19 protein-coding genes and 1 tRNA gene are annotated in these 17,018 nt (G+C 67.6%); 10 read left to right on the top strand and 10 right to left on the bottom strand.

Annotation, left to right across the window (positions count from 1 at the left end; translation table 11 throughout):
* Positions 1 to 124: 124 nt before the first annotated feature.
* Both rpoH and EV668_RS03865 read right to left on the bottom strand, forming a co-directional pair.
* On the bottom strand, positions 125 to 1,009 hold the full coding sequence (gene rpoH / locus EV668_RS03870) for an RNA polymerase sigma factor RpoH (protein ID WP_133768515.1): 885 nt from the start codon (positions 1,007 to 1,009) through the stop codon (positions 125 to 127).
* A gap of 180 nt (positions 1,010 to 1,189) precedes the next feature.
* A complete protein-coding gene (locus EV668_RS03865; protein WP_133768514.1) occupies positions 1,190 to 2,188 on the bottom strand; it encodes an RluA family pseudouridine synthase in 999 nt (332 codons plus the stop codon).
* A 122-nt stretch (positions 2,189 to 2,310) separates the two neighbouring features.
* Between EV668_RS03865 and EV668_RS03860 the strand changes: the two genes are divergently transcribed.
* The 4 genes from EV668_RS03860 (at position 2,311) to EV668_RS03845 (ending at position 5,510) form a co-directional block, all read left to right on the top strand.
* A tRNA-Glu gene (locus EV668_RS03860) sits at positions 2,311 to 2,386 on the top strand.
* Between the two features lie 54 nt (positions 2,387 to 2,440).
* On the top strand, positions 2,441 to 3,148 hold the full coding sequence (locus EV668_RS03855) for a hypothetical protein (RefSeq protein WP_133768513.1): 708 nt from the start codon (positions 2,441 to 2,443) through the stop codon (positions 3,146 to 3,148).
* A 61-nt stretch (positions 3,149 to 3,209) separates the two neighbouring features.
* Complete coding sequence (locus EV668_RS03850) at positions 3,210 to 3,398, top strand: helix-turn-helix domain-containing protein (protein WP_133768512.1); 189 nt, start codon at positions 3,210 to 3,212, stop codon at positions 3,396 to 3,398.
* A 114-nt stretch (positions 3,399 to 3,512) separates the two neighbouring features.
* A complete protein-coding gene (locus tag EV668_RS03845; protein ID WP_133768511.1) occupies positions 3,513 to 5,510 on the top strand; it encodes an AAA family ATPase in 1,998 nt (665 codons plus the stop codon).
* Here EV668_RS03845 and EV668_RS03840 read toward each other — a convergent pair.
* Together EV668_RS03840 and EV668_RS24645 are read right to left on the bottom strand one after the other, a co-directional pair.
* Positions 5,489 to 5,851 carry a hypothetical protein gene (locus EV668_RS03840; RefSeq protein ID WP_133768510.1) on the bottom strand — a complete coding sequence of 121 codons (363 nt, stop codon included), beginning with the start codon at positions 5,849 to 5,851 and terminating at the stop codon, positions 5,489 to 5,491. The genes EV668_RS03845 and EV668_RS03840 overlap by 22 nt on opposite strands.
* A complete protein-coding gene (locus EV668_RS24645) occupies positions 5,848 to 6,015 on the bottom strand; it encodes a hypothetical protein (protein WP_166652325.1) in 168 nt (55 codons plus the stop codon). The genes EV668_RS03840 and EV668_RS24645 overlap by 4 nt, the downstream gene beginning before the upstream one ends.
* Positions 6,016 to 6,123: 108 nt before the next feature.
* On the opposite strand from EV668_RS24645, the gene EV668_RS03835 reads away from it, so the two are divergent.
* Positions 6,124 to 6,384, top strand: a complete 261-nt coding sequence (locus EV668_RS03835; protein ID WP_133768509.1) for a hypothetical protein — start codon at positions 6,124 to 6,126, stop codon at positions 6,382 to 6,384.
* Between the two features lie 470 nt (positions 6,385 to 6,854).
* Here the strand turns inward: EV668_RS03835 and EV668_RS03830 are convergent, their stop codons facing one another.
* The 3 genes from EV668_RS03830 to EV668_RS03820 form a co-directional block, all read right to left on the bottom strand.
* Entirely contained in the window at positions 6,855 to 7,316 is a 462-nt protein-coding gene (locus EV668_RS03830; RefSeq protein ID WP_133768508.1) for a hypothetical protein, read from the bottom strand.
* A 150-nt stretch (positions 7,317 to 7,466) separates the two neighbouring features.
* Complete coding sequence (locus EV668_RS03825) at positions 7,467 to 8,735, bottom strand: tyrosine-type recombinase/integrase (protein WP_133768507.1); 1,269 nt, start codon at positions 8,733 to 8,735, stop codon at positions 7,467 to 7,469.
* 362 nt (positions 8,736 to 9,097) lie between these two features.
* Positions 9,098 to 9,832 (bottom strand): SOS response-associated peptidase, encoded by a 735-nt coding sequence (locus tag EV668_RS03820; protein WP_133768506.1) that lies wholly within the window; start codon positions 9,830 to 9,832, stop codon positions 9,098 to 9,100.
* A gap of 339 nt (positions 9,833 to 10,171) precedes the next feature.
* Here EV668_RS03820 and EV668_RS03815 point away from each other — a divergent pair, with 339 nt between their 5' ends.
* The gene (locus tag EV668_RS03815) at positions 10,172 to 10,528 is read left to right on the top strand and encodes a hypothetical protein (protein WP_133768505.1); all 357 of its coding nucleotides are present in this window, start codon (positions 10,172 to 10,174) and stop codon (positions 10,526 to 10,528) included.
* A 66-nt stretch (positions 10,529 to 10,594) separates the two neighbouring features.
* On the opposite strand, the gene EV668_RS24640 is transcribed toward EV668_RS03815, so the two are convergent.
* Positions 10,595 to 10,738 carry a hypothetical protein gene (locus EV668_RS24640; protein WP_166652324.1) on the bottom strand — a complete coding sequence of 48 codons (144 nt, stop codon included), beginning with the start codon at positions 10,736 to 10,738 and terminating at the stop codon, positions 10,595 to 10,597.
* A 71-nt stretch (positions 10,739 to 10,809) separates the two neighbouring features.
* On the opposite strand from EV668_RS24640, the gene EV668_RS03810 reads away from it, so the two are divergent.
* Together EV668_RS03810 and EV668_RS03805 are read left to right on the top strand one after the other, a co-directional pair.
* Positions 10,810 to 11,565 carry an SDR family NAD(P)-dependent oxidoreductase gene (locus EV668_RS03810; protein ID WP_133769964.1) on the top strand — a complete coding sequence of 252 codons (756 nt, stop codon included), beginning with the start codon at positions 10,810 to 10,812 and terminating at the stop codon, positions 11,563 to 11,565.
* Entirely contained in the window at positions 11,562 to 12,833 is a 1,272-nt protein-coding gene (locus tag EV668_RS03805) for an NAD(P)/FAD-dependent oxidoreductase (RefSeq protein WP_133768504.1), read from the top strand. The genes EV668_RS03810 and EV668_RS03805 overlap by 4 nt, the downstream gene beginning before the upstream one ends.
* An 8-nt stretch (positions 12,834 to 12,841) precedes the next feature.
* Here the strand turns inward: EV668_RS03805 and EV668_RS03800 are convergent, their stop codons facing one another.
* Together EV668_RS03800 and EV668_RS03795 are read right to left on the bottom strand one after the other, a co-directional pair.
* Positions 12,842 to 14,245: an amidase gene (locus tag EV668_RS03800; protein WP_133768503.1), complete on the bottom strand. Its 1,404-nt coding sequence runs from the start codon at positions 14,243 to 14,245 to the stop codon at positions 12,842 to 12,844.
* A complete protein-coding gene (locus EV668_RS03795) occupies positions 14,242 to 15,045 on the bottom strand; it encodes an IclR family transcriptional regulator (protein ID WP_166652323.1) in 804 nt (267 codons plus the stop codon). The genes EV668_RS03800 and EV668_RS03795 overlap by 4 nt, the downstream gene beginning before the upstream one ends.
* Before the next feature lie 276 nt (positions 15,046 to 15,321).
* On the opposite strand from EV668_RS03795, the gene EV668_RS03790 reads away from it, so the two are divergent.
* Entirely contained in the window at positions 15,322 to 16,245 is a 924-nt protein-coding gene (locus tag EV668_RS03790) for a Bug family tripartite tricarboxylate transporter substrate binding protein (protein WP_166652322.1), read from the top strand.
* Between the two features lie 41 nt (positions 16,246 to 16,286).
* Positions 16,287 to 16,976, top strand: coding sequence for a cyclase family protein (locus tag EV668_RS03785; protein WP_133768500.1), 690 nt, complete (start codon positions 16,287 to 16,289; stop codon positions 16,974 to 16,976).
* Positions 16,977 to 17,018 lie beyond the last annotated feature (42 nt).

Here is a 17,018-nt window from a genome sequence, read left to right as displayed (position 1 = left end):
CCCCGCCGGCTTCGCCGTCGACCCTCCCCCTCCAGGGGAGGGTTGGGCGCAGCGGCAGCGCCGCATCCCCGACGCAAAACGGCCGGGCAAGGCCCGGCCGTCGATCCGTCCGAAACGGGGCGCGTCAGGCGGCCGAGGGCACCGCCTCGCGGGTGGCGAGGTTGCGGCGCACGGCCTCCTGGATCTTCTCGAAGGCCCGCACCTCGATCTGGCGCACGCGCTCGCGCGAGACGCCGAACTCGCCCGACAGGTCCTCGAGCGTGATCGGATCTTCCGAGAGGCGCCGGGCCTCGAAGATGCGCCGCTCGCGCGGATTGAGCACGCCGAGCGCGTCCTTGAGGGCGGCGAGGCGATTCTTGCCCTCCTCCTCGTTGGCCATGATGGTCTCCTGGCTCGCGCTGTCGTCGACGAGCCAGTCCTGCCATTCGCCCTCGCCCTCCTCGCGCAGGGGCGCGTTGAGCGAGACGTCGCCGCCGAGGCGGCGGTTCATGTCGACCACGTCCTGCTGCGTGACGCCGAGCTTGGTCGCGATGGTGGCCACCTGGTCCGGCTTGAGGTCGCCCTCCTCGAAGGCCGAGATCTGGCCCTTGGCCTTGCGCAGGTTGAAGAAGAGCTTCTTCTGGTTCGCGGTCGTGCCCATCTTCACGAGCGACCACGAGCGCAGGATGTACTCTTGTATCGCGGCCTTGATCCACCACATCGCATAGGTGGCGAGGCGGAAGCCCTTGTCGGGGTCGAAGCGCTTGACCGCCTGCATGAGGCCGACATTGCCTTCGGACACGACCTCGCTGATCGGCAGGCCGTAGCCGCGATAGCCCATGGCGATCTTGGCGACGAGCCGCAGATGCGACGTGACGAGCTTGTGCGCGGCCTCTCGGTCGCCCTTGTCGGCCCAGTTTTTGGCCAACAGGAATTCCTCCCTCGCCTCGAGCATGGGGAATTTGCGGATCTCGTTCAGGTACTGCGAGAGTCCACCCTCGCTCGCGAGGGCAGGTAGTGTCCCAGCCATTCATCCTCCTCCGGGCCCCCGCTACGGCAGCCGGCCCGCCACGGCCCCGTCCGGCGACCGCAACCGTCCCAGATAGGAAGGGCGAGTCGGGCGGAAAAGGGGCACGGTCCAGAATTCACTAGCCCAACAACGCCGATCGCGCCGTTTGGTCCCGCACGTTCCTCACAATCCGGAGGCGGCTCATTCGAGGCCCGCCCGGAGCGCGGCATGGAGAGCGGCGAGGTCCGGCGGCAGGCCACTTTCGAAGCGCAGGATCTCGCCGCTCGCGGGATGTTCGAACTGGAGGAGCGCCGCATGCAGCGCCTGCCGCCCGAGCTCGGCGACGCGGCTCGCGGCCTCCTCTCCCAGCCGCGACACCTTGGTGCGGAAGCCTGCGCCATACAGCGCGTCGCCGACGACGGGATGGCGCAGATGCGCGAGATGGACGCGGATCTGGTGCGTCCGCCCCGTCTCGAGCCGGCAGCGGACGAGGCTCGCCAGCGCCTCGCCGGCCCCGTCGCCGAAGACCTCCTCGACGGCGTAATGCGTGATCGCGTGGCGCCCGCGTTCGGACGACGTCACGGCGATCTTCTCGCGATGCGAGGGCGAGCGCGCGAGCGGCACGTCGACGGTGCCGCGCCGCGGCTCGGGCACGCCCCAGGCGAAGGCGAGATAGGCGCGCTCGAGCGCGCCGGTCCGGCCGTGATCGGCGAACTGGGCGGCGAGGCTGCGATGGGCGCGGTCTGTCTTGGCGACGACGAGGAGGCCGCTCGTATCCTTGTCGAGCCGGTGCACGATGCCGGGGCGGGCGACCCCGCCGATGCCGGACAGGCTCGCGCCGCAGTGGGCGAGGAGCGCGTTGACGAGGGTGCCCGAGCCGTGGCCCGCGCCGGGATGCACGACGAGCCCGGCCGGCTTGTCGATGACGATCACCTCCTCGTCCTCGTAGACGACGGCGAGCGGGATCGCCTGCGCCGCGGGCGCCGCCGGCTCCGGGGCGGGCTCGACGAGCGTCGCCTCGGCCCCCTCCGCCGGGCGAAGCGACGAATCGCCGACCACGCTGCCGTCGAGCCGGACATGACCGTCCTTGATCAGCTTCTGGAGGCGGCTCCGCGACAGATCGGGCCAGGCCCGCGCGAGCGCCCGATCGAGCCGCTCCTCACCCGCGGGAAGGACCGCGACCCGAACCTCGTCCTGCACCGATAACCCCTCGAACGCGACCCGGCTCGACCGGGCAGCGACACATGATCGTCAAATTCGCGCGCCCGGCCCTTGTGGCCGACGCGAGGTCCGACTATACGGACCCCGCCGACCGGCCGGAAGCTCCCATCGTCTAGCGGTCTAGGACGTCGCCCTCTCACGGCGAAAACAGGGGTTCGAGTCCCCTTGGGAGCGCCACCATTTCCGGCAATTCGTTGCTGAAATCGTTGTTTCCCGCAGGAGCATCGGTTGATGGCCGAGAAGCGGATCAGCGAGCGCGCGCGACGAAAGCCTCGAGGACGATTACGACGGACCGACGCAGTACGCGGACCCGCCTACGTGCTCGCTGGTGTCGATGCGCGGCACTATGTCGAACAACGGGCCGTCGAGGCTGGCTTAAAGCCGCAACGCGTCCTCGCTGCGGTGGACAAGCTGACTGAACCGGGGAAGATGATTCTCCACCTTCTCGGCCTTAAGCCCGAGGAGGTACGACCCCCCCATCCAGTGCCGGACACTCAACGGCTGGACATCATTTTGTGCGTCGTAGAGGCTTTGGCCGAACGTCTCGATCCACGCACAGGTCGGCCTCGCGGGTTGTTCGAGGCGTATAAGCTCGCGCCTCGCTACCTCGCGAACCCTTCCCTGCGGGAACGCGAGGGGGTTCGGGTTTGGCTGTGGAAACCCGATGGGGTTCGCACCGATCTGATCCCTGTCACAGGACGGCAAGAGCGCCTGATGGCGCCCGACAGCGTGAAGAAGGCCCACCGCCGCGCGCGCGAATCGGTCCTCCTTCGATTTCTCGGAGATCCCGACGAGTTCGACGATGTGGGGTGGGAGCGGCTGGTGAAGATGTTCGTCCTAGCGAGGCATACCCGCCGACACGCCGCGAACGGCTCCTCCGGACTGGCTGAGATGTTCCTATTGACGCCACCGGATAGCATCCCCCTGAAAAACGGGTAGTCATCAATCCTGTCTCGATCCGCATCATGCGGTCCACGGTCAACGAACTGAGGACGCATTGATGTCGAGACAGCCGCATTCCGCTCCTGGCGCTCTGTCGGTCAACGAAGCCGCCGACTACCTTCGCATTTCCCGAGCATCCGTCTGGCGCCTCTTAAAGATCGGAGCTTTGCCGCGCGTTCGCCTCGGCGGTCGCACCGTCATCCGCCGCGTCGATCTCGATGCGCTCCTGGCGAGGGCAGCGGCATGATCGCGCGTCTCGAGCAGCGCGGCCTCTCTTCGAATATCGCCGCAGACTCAACCCGCGACGTTCGGCGCCATCGTGCCGGCCGCCCGCTCGCTCCTCGACGTCGGAGGTGACGCCTTGGCAGCAGCTTCAGCAAAGGCGGTCGCCGTGGCCGTAGCAACGAATCCGTTCCGCACCTTCTGGGACCTGGGCTTCCGGAAGTTGGTCCCGATTATCCCGCCGGGCGCGCCGCTGTCGGAGCGTTCGACGATGTTCAAGCGAGCCAAGGTCGGGCGTGACCGGCCCGGGACGGGCACCGAAGACGCTCATGGCAAGGCTGGTGGCGGTAAAGACCCGCGCGGCAAGGTGCCGGGATACAAACTCCCGGATGGTCTGTGGCGCTCCTTCAACTGGATGAGCGCCGAAACGACCGAGGACCTATTGGATCGCTGGAACGAGATGGGCGCCGGCGTCGGCATCAAGACGGGCGACCAGGGCGACGGCACCTCGCTGATCGCGATCGACGCGGACGTGCTAGATTTAGAGCGTGCGCTCGCGATCTGCGACGTGGTCCGCGAAGCCTTCGGCAAACTGCCGACGCGCATCGGACAATTCCCTAAAGCGATCCACCTCCTCCGCATTAGGGGTACCCTGCCGTATCATCGGCTTGAATTCGACGGCGCTGGGCGTCGCGAACAAGTCGAGTTGCTGAGCGATGGGCGGCAGTTCGTGGCGCACGGAGTCCATCCGGCTACAGGCAAGGGTTACAAGTGGCCGGTACCCTTGACCGTCCCGTTCAGTGAGTTGCCCGTCGCAGAGGCCGAGACACTTCTCTCTACCATCGAGCGCCTGACGGAAACCCTTCCCAATGGCTGTTGCAAAAAGTTGAACTCGCTGAGCGAGGACGGGGGCATGCCCCCCGATCAGGAATCGTTGAAAGGCGACCTGGAACTGGTGAGGTCCGCGATCGAGGCCCTGCCGAACAGCGATGCGATATTCCCGAGCCGCGGGGACGCGATCTCGGTGGGCTTCGCCCTCAAGGGAGCGCTCCAGGATCATCCCGAAGAGGCTCTCGAGCTGTTTCACCTGTGGGGCGCGAAATGGGAGGGGCGCGACGGGGAGACGAACGATCCCGCTTGGCTGGACGCAGAGTGGGGCACGCTGAATCCGCCGTTCAGAAGCGGGGCAGAGAAGATCTATCGGCTTGCCCGGCAGCACGCGGGATGGTCCGGAGACCGGGATGCGCTGGCTGCGCGCTGGTTCGATGCAGATGCCGCGGCGGAAGCCGTGGCGAACGAGAGCCGGGCGGCGTTTCCAGCATCGGCCAATCGGGCACCGAGGTTCGTCTTCCTATCCCAGCAGGAAGCCGCTGCGGCCGCACTGACGCAATCGGCCGAGCCGCTGATCGACGGCCTGCTGGATCAGGGCGCTATGTCGGTGCTGTATGGCGATTCGAACACCGGCAAGACCTTCATCGCGCTCGATATGGCCGGTGCTGTGGCGACCGGGAGCGAATGGGCCGGAATGCCGGCCGCGCATTTTCACGTCGCCTACATCGCGGCCGAGGGCGGCAGGGGAATCCTGAAGCGGATCGCGGCTTTGAATCTGTTGCGACCTTCGAACCGGTTGCACGTGTTGAACAGCCCAGTGGATCTGGGGCGGGTGGATGCGGACTTGCGGCCTCTCGTTGAGGCGGTGCGTGAGATTCCGAGCGCCGTCGGCCTCGTCGTCATCGACACTCTCTCGCGCGTGCTGTCCGGCCGCGACGAGAATTCCTCAGTGGAGATGGGCGCGTTGGTTGCGTGCATGACGGCGCTCCAGTCCGAGACGAAAGCTCACGTGATGGTCATTCATCACACCGGCAAAGACGCCGCTCGAGGAGCGCGTGGGCATTCGCTGCTCCGGGCGGCGATAGACACCGAAATTGAGGTCGTATCCGACGGACCGGGCCACGGCCGGATTCAGGTCACGAAACAGCGCGACATGGAATTGGGCTTCGAGACGAAGTTCGAGCTGCGTGATCGCGTTCTCGGCGTCGATTCGGAGGCCTCTGCGCTGCAACGGCCCCTGCCGGCTGCGATGCTCGAGATCGTGGCCCGCAGCGCGAAGAAGGATCAGGCGCCTGGCTCGGACTGAGGCGCGGCCGCTCGCTCGGCGAGGATATCCCGTATGCGAGGAGCACTCCGGGTCCGCAAGCTCTCTGGATAGCCGTCCCCGGCATCGACGAGCCTTCCTCCGAAGCGAGCATGGAACGCTTCAGCCGCGGCGAACTCGGCGAATGCCCAGCGTGGGGCGCTGTGGTCACGGGCGCGACCTGCCGTCCGGCACCAAGCCTTGTCCTCCGCATACCAGCGGGCAGCCCTGTCGAGGTCGAACAAGGGGAGATCGGGATTGCCCCAGAGATCGCGAAGCTCGACCTGGTAGGGGAAGGCCATCGCGATCACGGTGATCGGCTTGGCGCCGCGGGCGTAGCTCACGCGCGCCTCCCGCGCCGCCGCAGTCCGGCCGGCAACACCTCACCCCGCACGAACCCCAGGCTGACGGTTGCGACATGGTCCCGAGCCAAGGCATCGACGTCGTGCAGCAGTGCCCGAATCGCCGCGCGCGGATCGCCTTGGAATTCCTCCAGCACGGCGTCCACGTCCTCATCAGTGATGGCGGATCGTCGCTCCGATCCGGACGGAGGGCTGTCATCGGGCATGGAACGAAATAAGAACATCCGCGTCGGAGAGTCGAGTCCGGAGACCTGATGGATGAGCCCGTACTGCCGCGAACCCTGGCCGAATCCCCCTATGTCACCGTGCGGATCGCTTGCATGGACTGCCGGCGGCAGGGTTCGTATCGGCTGGCGCGGCTGGCGGCACGGTTCGGCCCCGACGTGAACCTCGAACTGCTGCTCTACCGGATCACGCGGTCGTGCCCGTGGCAGGTGCCGCCGCTGACCCGGCGCCGGAAATATGCCCGCCGAGATCTTGAGGGCCTGCTTTCGCCGCCACACAGAATGCGCTAGCCAGCCTATTCGTCTAGGCGAGGATCGGGCTATGCGCTGGGCCGTTGTTGCGTTGGTGGTGACAGCCTTCGTGCACCCGGCCCGCGCTTCCGAGCAGTACGTTTGTGTCGCCTCTGCGTCTACGGGTTTCAAGTGGAGCGGGACTTCATGGGACACGACGCAGTTCAGACCAAAGACGTATGTGATCGTTAATCACGGAAAGACCAGCAACGACTCTAGCACCGAAGGTCATGTAGCAAATCTGGGTGATAAGTACCCATCCATGTTCTGCCCGAGTTTTTCATCCGATGAAGTTCGGTGTCGCGGCTTAGTAGGGCAGTTCATTCTGAACAGAAACACGCTTAGATTTCTGTACGTATACGATTTTGGGTATTTTGACGGGGTTGATGACCGAGGAAACACTCCGTCGATAGCTATCGGAAAGTGCTCGAAAATCTAGATCGGCGGAACGCCGAAACGCCGCTGAGCCCTCACATGGGGTTGCAGTCTATGCCGCGCCGCTCGAACACCCAGGCGGCGTACTGACTTACGTCGCTCAGCTCCTTGAGCGGCCCGCGCACCAACAGGTAGAATTGGCCGTCGTCTTCCAGCGAGATGCTGATCATCGGCGCTTTCTCTCCACGCCGCTCGGGCTTGAACATACCCTCCTCCCCTTCGGCGTCATCGGCGTCGGGATTCAGCGCGGCGTGTACCAATTCTCGCGGCAGACCTTCTAAGAGGCGCAAGCACCGCGTCCGAAGCAGCGACCACGGCTGCCAGCAGCTAAATTGTTCGATCATTATGATTGAGAATTCTGGATCTTCATCCCAAACGCCTCTCGCAAGTCTGCCTCTCAGCGATGAGGCCTCCAGAAAAAAGCGCTCGTACGTCGCCTGCTTCGACGTGATCAGCCCTCTACCCTCTCTCTCGACCATATCCGTCTCTGACGACATGTTCGCCTCCTGCCCCGCCATTGACTGGCGAAATTCTGAGTCATGGTAGGCATGCTACGGATGTCTGTCAAAAAAATTATCAAACCAAGGCCCGACCAGCCAAGTAAATTGTCAATTGATACTTGACATACAACGACACTGATCCACACATTATCTTTCAACAACATCTAAATCGATATTTGGCGCCGTGCGACGGATCGTGTCGGCCACATACGACGGCGCCAAGTGCGCATAGTGCTTCTCAACCATCCGGGAGTCGGAGTGGCCGAGCGCTTCGGCAACGACCATCAGCGGCGCGCCGGCGCGCACCATGGCGCTGGCGAATGAATGCCGCAGCTCGTGCAGAGTGATGGCCGGGAGCTTCGCGGCCTCAAGCGCCGCGCGCAGGCCGCGCTGATACGAAGCGGGCTTCCAACCTCCACCATCCGGCGACTGCGTGAGCAACAGATCGGTGGAAGCGCGCTCGTCCGCCAGTCGTCCGAACAACGCGGCCGCACCGCTCGTCAGCGCGACGTGACGCGCCTTCCCGCTCTTGCTCTCGGCGATGAAGATCGTCTCGTTCTGCCGGTCGAAGTCGCGAACCTGCAGACGCGACAGCTCGCCGAACCGTGCACCGGTCATAAGCGCGGCCGCCAACAAATCCCGCAGCGAGCCCTCGGCCGCGTCGAGCAGCCGCTTCTGCTCGGCGGCATCGAGGAATCGGACGCGGGCCGCCGTAGTGGCCCGGAACGGCTTGACGTTGCGCCACGCGGAGTCGTCATCCGTGATCCGGTGATCGCGCGCCCAATTGAGCGCCGCTTTCAGGACCGTCAGCGTCCGGTTCGCGGTATCGCGCCGCCGACGTTGCCCTTCGGCGTCGTCCGCGGCGATGGTCACGCTCCGGCGCGTCTTCGCTGTCTTGGCCGTCCGGAGCAGCTTGGGAGCTTTCGCCATGCCGTTCCGCCAGCGGACGACCTGATCAGCGGTCAGCTCGACCAGTGTCACGCTGCCGAGCTTCGGCGTGATGTGCGTGCGGATCCGCGAGCGCGCGTCGTAGACGGATTTCATGCCCTCGGCCTCGCGGGCCTCGAGCCACCGATCGACGACCTCGCCGACGGTCAGCATAGGACGGGGTGCGACAGCCGCGGTGCGAAGGCTCTTCGCCCACGCGCGAGCCCGCTCCCGCGCTTGCTCGGCCGAAAGCACCTTCTCGTTATCGGCCGCCAGGACATCGTCGGCCTGCCCGAGCTTGACCTGAACGCGCGCACCTTCGCGGCTGCGCGACGCCGCCAACCACGCGCCACCCCGGCCGCGGGTGCCTCTCCCCTTCCGATAGCCGAGCCGGACACCGGGGCTGATGACTTCCCATTCCGGAGCGTCCGAAGCGGGCAGCTCGGCGCGGCTGGTGCGGGAGGAAAGAGGACTGCGGCGCTTGGCCATTCGTTTTCGTTGCCGAATTCGTTGACTTCCACGCCACGAAACAGCTTGATGCGAGCTGCGTCAACCTGCGACTTTCCCTCTGTAGCAGGCTGTATCAGGCAGTTTCACATGGTCTCATCTGTCGCCCTCTCACGGCGAAAACAGGGGTTCGAGTCCCCTTGGGAGCGCCACGGTCGCGCGATTTCGATAGCTTACAGGAAAGTGGGACAGGGCTCAGGCTCATCGATCCCCAATAGCTATTTTCGTGATCGTCCCACCGATTCCTCCCCTCCCGGGAGGCGTCCGGTGAAGCTCCGCGTCCTCGATCTATTCAGCGGCACTTCTCGGATACGGGATATCCTCGCCGAGCGAGCGGCCGCGCCTCAGTCCGAGCCCGGCGCCTGATCCGTCGTCTCCCCACGGGCGACGATCTCGAGCATCCCGGCCGGCAGCGGCCGTTGCAGCGCGGCCGCCTCGGTCCAGGGCGCCCGGAGCCAGACGTCGCGCTCCGCCTCGCTCGTCAAGATGACCGGCATGGCCTTCGGATGGATGGACGCGACCGGCTCGCTTGGCTCGGTCGTCAGGAAGGCGAACAGGTCGATCGTCTCCGGCCCGGTCTTGACCTTCCGCACCGAGGTCCACTGCGGGGTCCAGATCCCGGCGAAGGCCGCGAGCGGACGGTGCTCGCCGAACGCGAACCAGACGGGGCGCTTATCGGGTCCCGGCTCGGCGAAGCTGGTCAGGGGCACAAGACAGCGGGACTCGGGGCCGAGCCAGCGTTGCCAGTGCTTCGAAGACGTGTTGCGAACGTTGGTTGTCCCGCCGTCGGGCTCCATGCGCAGCAGCTCGGCGAACGCCGCCTCGTCGACCACGCGGCCCTTCGTCCGGAGTTTGTCAGCGCGCTTCTTCGCCGCTTCGAACAGTGCTTTTCCGCTCGACGGCATGCCCCAACGCGCCATCGCGAGGACGCGCTCGTCTCCATCGGCCCGCACGACCGGCGCCGCATAGTCGGGGAACACGCCCGGCAGCGGCGGCAGGTTTCCCGTCACGTCCCGATCCACCCGGAACAGGCGCCGGATCGCCTCCTGGTTCGTCGTGACGGAGTAGAGATTGCACATCCTGGCGAGCGTAGCGGCCGGCGTGAACGACCGCCAGCGCCCCCGCAGTGGACTTGCGCCGCTCGCTCGCGATCACGTAACTGAACAGTCCATGTCGTTTTCACGATGCAGGATGGTTTGTATGACGCTCAACATCAGCACAGGGCTCGCTCGGTGAATAGGACTGCGCTGGGACGTAGCCTTAGTGACAGTCCTCCTCGGCCGAAGCTTACCGATCAAGAGGGAGGTTGGCACTTTGCTGATCTGGATGAGGCCACACTTCGAGAGGCCCAGGCCGGCGCAGCGCAAAGTTGGAAGACTCACGGGGCACTTCAGAGAGGCCGCCTGCGGGCGGTCGAGTTGGTCGAGGCGAAGGCCAAGAAGGCCGCTTGGGCAGCCAATGCCGTCGTACTGGTGGGATTGTCGTTAGCGGCTCCGATGCTCAAGGGGACGTCTGGCCTGGTCCCTGTGGCACTCGGTGGTCTGTTGCTGCTCATGTTGGCCTTTTTCTCATTCGGATTTGCGTCCGGCGCTCCTGTGTCACCGCTCGTTTCCGGGATGAAGCGCGAGGACATCCTGGAGCCCGAAATGAACTTCGAGCACCTCGACATCGTGACTCCGGCCGGCGTTCCAATTCATCGGACGACGATGATGATCGGGCTATCAGCGGTTGCGCTCGTTCTCATGTTCGGTACGGCGTTCTTGGGTGCCATCTGAGCGGCGAACTGGCCGGCATTCCTGCCCCGGCCCCGATTCAGAAACGTTTCGATCGGGACCGTCTCGTCATGGTCGCCCGAGACCCTCGCACCAGGCATCGACGAGGGTCGACTTCCCGTTCTTGCCCTGGCCGTCGAAGAAGCAGAGCTTCGGCTCGCCCGTGTCGCCGGTCAGCGGATAGCCGCCCCATCGATGCAGGAAGCGGCGCATCGGCGCGGCTTTCCCTCCGGGATGAGAAGAGGCATGGGCGCGCCTTCGCGCTACGGAGACGCGGCACGGTGATCGAGCCTCGAAAGCGAGTATTCCTCGTCACCGGCGCCGCGAGCGGGATCGGACGCGCGACCGCTTTGCGGCTGGCCGGGCCTCACGCCCGCCTCCTCCTGCACACCCGCTCGAATGCCGACGGGCTCGCGGATGTGGCAGCGCGAGCCGGCGCCGCGGGGGCGGAGGTGCGCTGCTGTCTCGGGGACATCGCCGATCCCGCGCTTCATCGGCGCCTGACGGAGGAGGCCACGACGGCCTTCGGGGCGCTCGACGCCTTGGTCCTGGTGGCAGGATCCGCTCGCCGGGGGGAGGCGAGAGCGCTGACGGCCGAGGATCTGCGACAGGCAGCCGACGAATCGGTGATGGCGCTGGTCGGGCTCGCCGCGCTCGCCGAGCCTCTCCTGAAGGCCGCCGCGCATCCGCGCATCGTCGCCGTCTCCTCCTTCGTGGCGCATGTGATGCGACCGGATTTCTCCCCGTTCGCGGCGACGGCGGCGAGCCGCGCGGCGCTCGAAGCCGTCGTTCGCCTCCTCGCGCGCGAACTGGCAGAGAGCGGCGTGACGGTGAATGCCGTCATTCCCGGCCTGATCGAGAAGGATGCCGGCAAGGCCGGAAAGCTCGACCCGGCCGCGATCGCGCGGACGGAGGCGGCCATCCCGCTTCGCCGCAGAGGCCGGCCGGACGAGGTCGCCGCCGTGATCGCCTTCCTCGCCTCGCCGGACTCGTCCTACGTCACGGGACAGGCCTGGGCGGTCGATGGTGGTCTGGCATGAGCGCTCCCCGTCCGACGCGTGTCGTGGTCATCGGAATCGGCATCGTCGGCGCCATCACCGCGCTCGAATTGCTGCGCGACGGCCATCGCGTCACCATGCTCGACCCCGGCGAACCGGGCGGACGCCAGGCTGCGAGCTATGGCAACGGCGCCTGGCTGAGCCCGGCCTCGGTGGTGCCGATGTCGCTCCCGGGTCTCTGGCGCAAGCTTCCCGGCTTCCTGCTCGATCGCGAGGGCCCCCTGACCATCCGATGGAGCGCCCTGCCCCAGCTGCTGCCCTGGCTCATCCGCTTTCTGTCCGCCGGCGCGACGCTCGCCAAGGTCGAGGCGACCGCTCGCGCGCTGTCGACGCTCCTGCGCGAATGCCCCGATCGCCATGCCGGCATCGCCGCCGAGATCGGCCGCCCCGACCTGATCCGGCGGGCGGGCCTTCTGTACGCCTATCCCGACAGAGCCGCCTTCGACGCGGAGGCGCTCGCCTGGCGGCTGCGCCGGGACAACGGCGTCTCCTGGACCGAGCTCGGCGCCGACGACCTGCGGCGGCTCGAACCCGCGCTCGACCGCCGCTACGGCTTCGGCGCCCTGATCGGGGCGGGCGGCCATTGCGTGGATCCGGGGGCCTATGTGGCGGCCATCGCCGCCCATTGCGAAGCACGCGGCGCCGCCTTCCGCCGGACCGCGGCGCAGGGCTTCGCGATCGCGGCGGGCCGCCTTCGCGCCGTGCGCACGGCGGATGGCGAGATCGCGTGCGACCGAGCCGTGATCTGCGCCGGAATCCACGCGAAGCGGCTCGCGGCGCAGGCGGGCGACCGCATCCCGCTCGAGAGCGAGCGCGGCTATCACGCCGTGATCGCGAACCCGGCCGTCTCGCTATCCATTCCGATCATGCCGAGCGACGGGAAGATGGCGAACACGACGACCGCGGCAGGTCTGCGCATCGCCGGGCAGGTCGAACTCGCGGGGACCGGGACCGCACCGGATTGGAACCGCGCGGACATTCTGGTCCGGCACGCGATGCGGACCTATCCCGCCCTGGCCGAAGCCGGCCCGCCGACCGTCGATCGCTGGATCGGCCATCGCCCCTCGACGCCGGACGGATTGCCCGTGATCGGCCCCGCCTCCGCAGCGCCGGATATCGTCCATGCCTTCGGGCATGGCCATATCGGCCTGGCCGCCGCTGCTGCGACGGGCCGGATCGTGGCCGATCTGCTGGGGGACAAGCCGCCCGAGGCGCCGGTCTCCCCCTTCGCGCCGTCCCGGTTCGCGTAGTCGGCGATCTACCAGACCGGGGCGTCGGGCATCGACCACGTCCTGCATGAATCGAGGCGTCGTGCGACGTCGATCACCGTCGCGTCTTCGCCGAAGCGGCCGACGATCTGGACGCCCAGCGGCCGGCCATCGGCATGCGGACGCGCCGGGACGGAGATGGCGGGATGGCCGATGGCGTTGACCCAGGTCGCGAAGGTGTTCTGCACGGCCGCGTGACCCTGACGGCCCCCTACCATCGCCGGATGCTCCTGATCGATGGGCCAGGCGGGAGATGCCGCGGCGGGGCAGAGGAAGACATCCACGTCCCCCCATGTCTCCGCGACGCCGGTCCGGATCGCCGCAAGCCCATCCATCGCCCGAACGTAATCCACCGCGGCGAGGCCGAGGCCGCGCTCGGCGGCCATCGCGATGGGCCGGCTCGCCTCGGCTCGCCAGCGATCCGGATGGATTTCCGCCGCCCTTGCCGCTCCGCTGGCGCTGAGCACGCCCCAGACCTGCCGCACGCCCGCGATGTCGTAAGGCGCCTCGCGCGGGACGACGTCGCAGGCCGCCCCCGCCAGCAGGGCCGCGCATTCCGCCACGGCCGCGGCGACTTCCGGATCGACGGCCTCGTCCCCGATCGCCGAGAACCAGCCGATGCGCAGAGGGCGCCCCGCGATCGGCCTGCCCGGACCGCGCAGCGAAGCGGGATCGCGGGGATCGGGACCCGAGACCGCGTCGAGCAGCAGCGCCATGTCGGCGAGGCTGCGGCCGAGGACGCCGATCGCCTGGAAATCGAGGGCCATGGGCGGGAAGCCATGACGGCGCGGGATGGTGCCGTTGCTCGGCCGCATCCCGTACAGCCCCGTATAGCTGGCCGGGAGGCGCGTCGAGCCGCCGGCATCCGTGGCCAGCGACAGCGGCACCAAGCCGGCCGCCACGGCGGCGACGGACCCTCCGCTGGAGCCTCCCGGCGTCAGCTTCACGTCCCAGGGATTGCGGGCCGGGCCGTGCAGCGGGCTGTCGGTGCGGCCCGACAGGGCGAATTCCGGCGTGTTCGTCTTGCCGACGATGATGGCTCCCGCCGCCCTCAGGCGCTCGACGGCGATGTCGTCCGCCGGCGGCACGAAGTCGGCCCACATCCGACTGCCCCAGCGAGCGGGCATCCCGGCCACCCAGAGATTGTCCTTCACGGCGATCGGCACGCCGTCCAGCGGGCCGAGACGGGCGCCGGCCGACTGCCGGGCGCCCGAGGCCCTGGCCGCCGCCGCCGCTCCCTCGGGGTCGAGGTGGACGAAGGCCCCGAGCGCCGCGTTCGCGCGGGCGATGCGCGCGAATGCGTCCGCCAGCAACGCCTCGGGCGTCGTCTCGCCCGCGTCCAGCCGCGCGGCCATGTCGGTGGCGGACAGGGGGGCGCCGGCGGCGTCCGTCATGGAAGCGTTCCTTTCGCAGGGGAAAACAGTTCCGACGTCAGGGCGGCACGCAGCGCGCTCTCCTCGCGGCGGAGCAGGGCGACGACCCGATCGATGCGCGGCGCATCGAGGCGCTCGTCGGCCGCGATCACGGACAGCGCGACCGGCACGCCGTTGACCCCGTTGCCGACCGCCAGCGCGACACCCCGGAAGCGAGCCACGATCCGGCCTGTGGTCACGGCGAACCCACGCGCGCGCGTCGCCTCCACCGCGACCCGCACGCGGTCGACGGACATGCCATGCCGCCGGTAGCGGCGGGCATTCGATTCGAGTACGGCATCGACCTCCTCGGAGGGCAGGATGGCCAGCAGAGCGAGCGCCCCCGAGCCGACCCCGAGCGGGCGCCGGTTGCCGATCCGCACGGGGGCCGCCTGCACTGCGAAGCTCCCCTCGCGGCGATCGAGGCAAAGGGCGTCGCGACCGCTGCGCGCATTGACGTAGGCGCAATCCCCGGTTTCGGACGCAAGCCGTTGAAGGGCGGAGGCACAGAGCCGGCGGATGTCGACATCCGGCGAGGCGGCGAGCCCGAACTCGTAGAGCAGCGAGCCGAGACGATAGCCACGCGTGGCGGCATCGCGCTCCAGCAAGCCCTCGCGCGTCAGGGCGGCCAGGAGCCGGTGCGCCGTCGGAACCGGCAGCTCCGCCGCTTCGGCCAAAGCCGTCAGCCGGGCGCCGCGCCCGCGCGAGGCCGAGACCTCCCGCAGCAGCGAAACCGCCCGCTGGATCGTCTGCGCACCGCCGGCGCCCAACCCGCTCTTCATGTTTCGCGACGCTATCGACGACCCATGCGCCCGACAACACAAACTCACGACGACTTCCACAATGTGGAAGAAATCCGCATTATAGCTTTCGAGTTGGCCCGACTTCTGCAAGCTTGATCCATCACTGGCCCGCCAAGTCGCGACAGCGTTCGGCGGCAATCCCCAGATGATAAAAAGGCAGGCTGTTCGATCATGACGAGGCAAAGCGGAACACCATCTCCTTCGCGTCCCTTCCCGACGCGCCGCTTTATACTGGCTGCCGGCGCCGGTATCGCCATGTCAGGCCCCGCTTTTGCCCAGGAATACCCCAATCGCCCCATCAGGCTGATCGTGCCGTTTCCTCCCGCCGGGGCCGCGGACGTGATCTCGCGCATTCTCGGCGAGCCGTTGTCGCGGATGCTCGGCCAGCAGGTCGTGGTCGACAACCGCGCCGGGGCGGGCGGGCGGATCGGCACCGAGGCGGCTGTGCGCGCCGAGCCGGACGGCTACAGCATTTTCATGGGCAGCCAGGCCACCAACTCCATCAATCCGGAGCTGTACGACAAGCTGCCCTTCGACCCGGCGAAGGACCTCACGCCCGTGGCGGCGGTCGGCGGCGTCGGCTCCGTCCTCTACGTCCGCAACAGCCTGGACATCCAGACATTCCCGCAATTCCTGGAGCGCGCGCGAAGCAAGCCCGGTGGGATGACCTACGGCTCGGCCGGCAACGGCGGCGGGTCCCATCTCGCGATGGCGCTGCTCGAGACCATGGCGCGCATCCAGCTGGTGCATGTGCCGTATCGCGGCACGGCCCCGGCCACGACCGACGTCCTGGCCGGACAGATCGACATGCTCTGCGACGTGATCACGACCGGCCTGCCGCACGTCCGGGCGGGCTCGGTGCGCGCGCTCGCCGTCACCACGCCACAGCGCCACCCGGCTCTCCCGGACGTGCCGACCATGGCCGAGGCCGGCGTGCCCGGCTACGAGGCCGTCAGCTATTACGGCCTCTTCGCTCCCACGGCGGTGCCGCCGGCCATCCTCGCCACCCTGCGCGGCACGGTCGCGAAGGTCCTGGCCGATGAAGCCATGGCCCGGAGGCTGGGCGAGCTCGGCATCGAGCCGCTCGGCCTCACGCCCGACGCCTTCGCCGAATACGTTGCCCGCGATCGCCGCCGCTGGGGCGAGGTGATCCGCGGCGCCGGCATCAAGCCGACCTGACCCGGAATCCGCAGAACGATCGTCACGAAAGCGCCATTGCCATGGAAATCATCGACCTCAGCCGCGAACTCTTCCACCGCACGCAGACCCATCCGTCGCACCCGCCCGTGGTGATGACGGTCTGGAACGACCATTCCGAGAAGAAGGTCGCGGGCGATGTCGTCTTCACCAGCAAGGCGCTCTCCATCGCCTTCAGCGACCACGCCGGCACCCATGTCGACGCGCCGGTCCATTTCGATCCCCGGCCCGATGCCCTCTCGATCGACCAGGTGCCGCTCGAGCGGTTCATCACCTCGGCGTTCTGCGTGGATCTGCGCGATGTGCCGCTGAAGCATGCCGTGACCGTGGACGAGCTGAAGGCGGCGGTCGCGGCAACCGGCGAGACGGTCCGCCAGGGCGACACCGTCCTGATCCTGCTCGGAACGAACGAGCGGCTCTTGGGCAAACCCGGCTACGGCCACGACTTCCCCGGTCTGTCGATCGAGGCGATCCACTGGCTCGCGGACCAGGGCATCGGCATGTTCGGCGTCGAGGCGATCAGCCCGTCGCCCGAGGGCGCCCTGAACTTCCGGGCTCACATGGCCTGCGCGGAACGCGGCATCACCCATATGGAATGCCTGGCCAATCTCGAGGCCGTGGCCGGGCGCGGGCGCTTCCGCTTCATCGGCCTGCCCCTGAAGATCCGCGGCGGCACGGCCAGCCCCATCCGCGCCGTGGCGCTGTTCGAGTAGACGCCGAAGGCGGCATCCGGCCGCAACAGCGGAGACCCGCAG

The sequence above is a fragment of the Enterovirga rhinocerotis genome, from assembly GCF_004363955.1.
In the GTDB taxonomy this organism is placed as follows: domain Bacteria; phylum Pseudomonadota; class Alphaproteobacteria; order Rhizobiales; family Beijerinckiaceae; genus Enterovirga; species Enterovirga rhinocerotis.
Note: the sequence above shows the minus strand (reverse complement) of the source record. Positions and strands in the feature narration are given on the sequence as shown.

Excerpts from the sequence above, each read along its gene's own strand:
- rpoH (WP_133768515.1), bottom strand. The coding sequence starts at position 1,009 with ATGGCTGGGACACTACCTGCCCTCGCGAGCGAGGGTGGACTCTCGCAG.
- EV668_RS03855 (WP_133768513.1), top strand. The coding sequence starts at position 2,441 with ATGGCCGAGAAGCGGATCAGCGAGCGCGCGCGACGAAAGCCTCGAGGA.
- EV668_RS03850 (WP_133768512.1), top strand. The coding sequence starts at position 3,210 with ATGTCGAGACAGCCGCATTCCGCTCCTGGCGCTCTGTCGGTCAACGAA.
- EV668_RS03835 (WP_133768509.1), top strand. The coding sequence starts at position 6,124 with ATGGATGAGCCCGTACTGCCGCGAACCCTGGCCGAATCCCCCTATGTC.
- EV668_RS03830 (WP_133768508.1), bottom strand. The coding sequence starts at position 7,316 with ATGTCGTCAGAGACGGATATGGTCGAGAGAGAGGGTAGAGGGCTGATC.
- EV668_RS03825 (WP_133768507.1), bottom strand. The coding sequence starts at position 8,735 with ATGGCCAAGCGCCGCAGTCCTCTTTCCTCCCGCACCAGCCGCGCCGAG.
- EV668_RS03820 (WP_133768506.1), bottom strand. The coding sequence starts at position 9,832 with ATGTGCAATCTCTACTCCGTCACGACGAACCAGGAGGCGATCCGGCGC.
- EV668_RS24640 (WP_166652324.1), bottom strand. The coding sequence starts at position 10,738 with ATGCGCCGCTTCCTGCATCGATGGGGCGGCTATCCGCTGACCGGCGAC.
- EV668_RS03805 (WP_133768504.1), top strand. The coding sequence starts at position 11,562 with ATGAGCGCTCCCCGTCCGACGCGTGTCGTGGTCATCGGAATCGGCATC.
- EV668_RS03800 (WP_133768503.1), bottom strand. The coding sequence starts at position 14,245 with ATGACGGACGCCGCCGGCGCCCCCCTGTCCGCCACCGACATGGCCGCG.
- EV668_RS03795 (WP_166652323.1), bottom strand. The coding sequence starts at position 15,045 with ATGAAGAGCGGGTTGGGCGCCGGCGGTGCGCAGACGATCCAGCGGGCG.
- EV668_RS03790 (WP_166652322.1), top strand. The coding sequence starts at position 15,322 with ATGTCAGGCCCCGCTTTTGCCCAGGAATACCCCAATCGCCCCATCAGG.
- EV668_RS03785 (WP_133768500.1), top strand. The coding sequence starts at position 16,287 with ATGGAAATCATCGACCTCAGCCGCGAACTCTTCCACCGCACGCAGACC.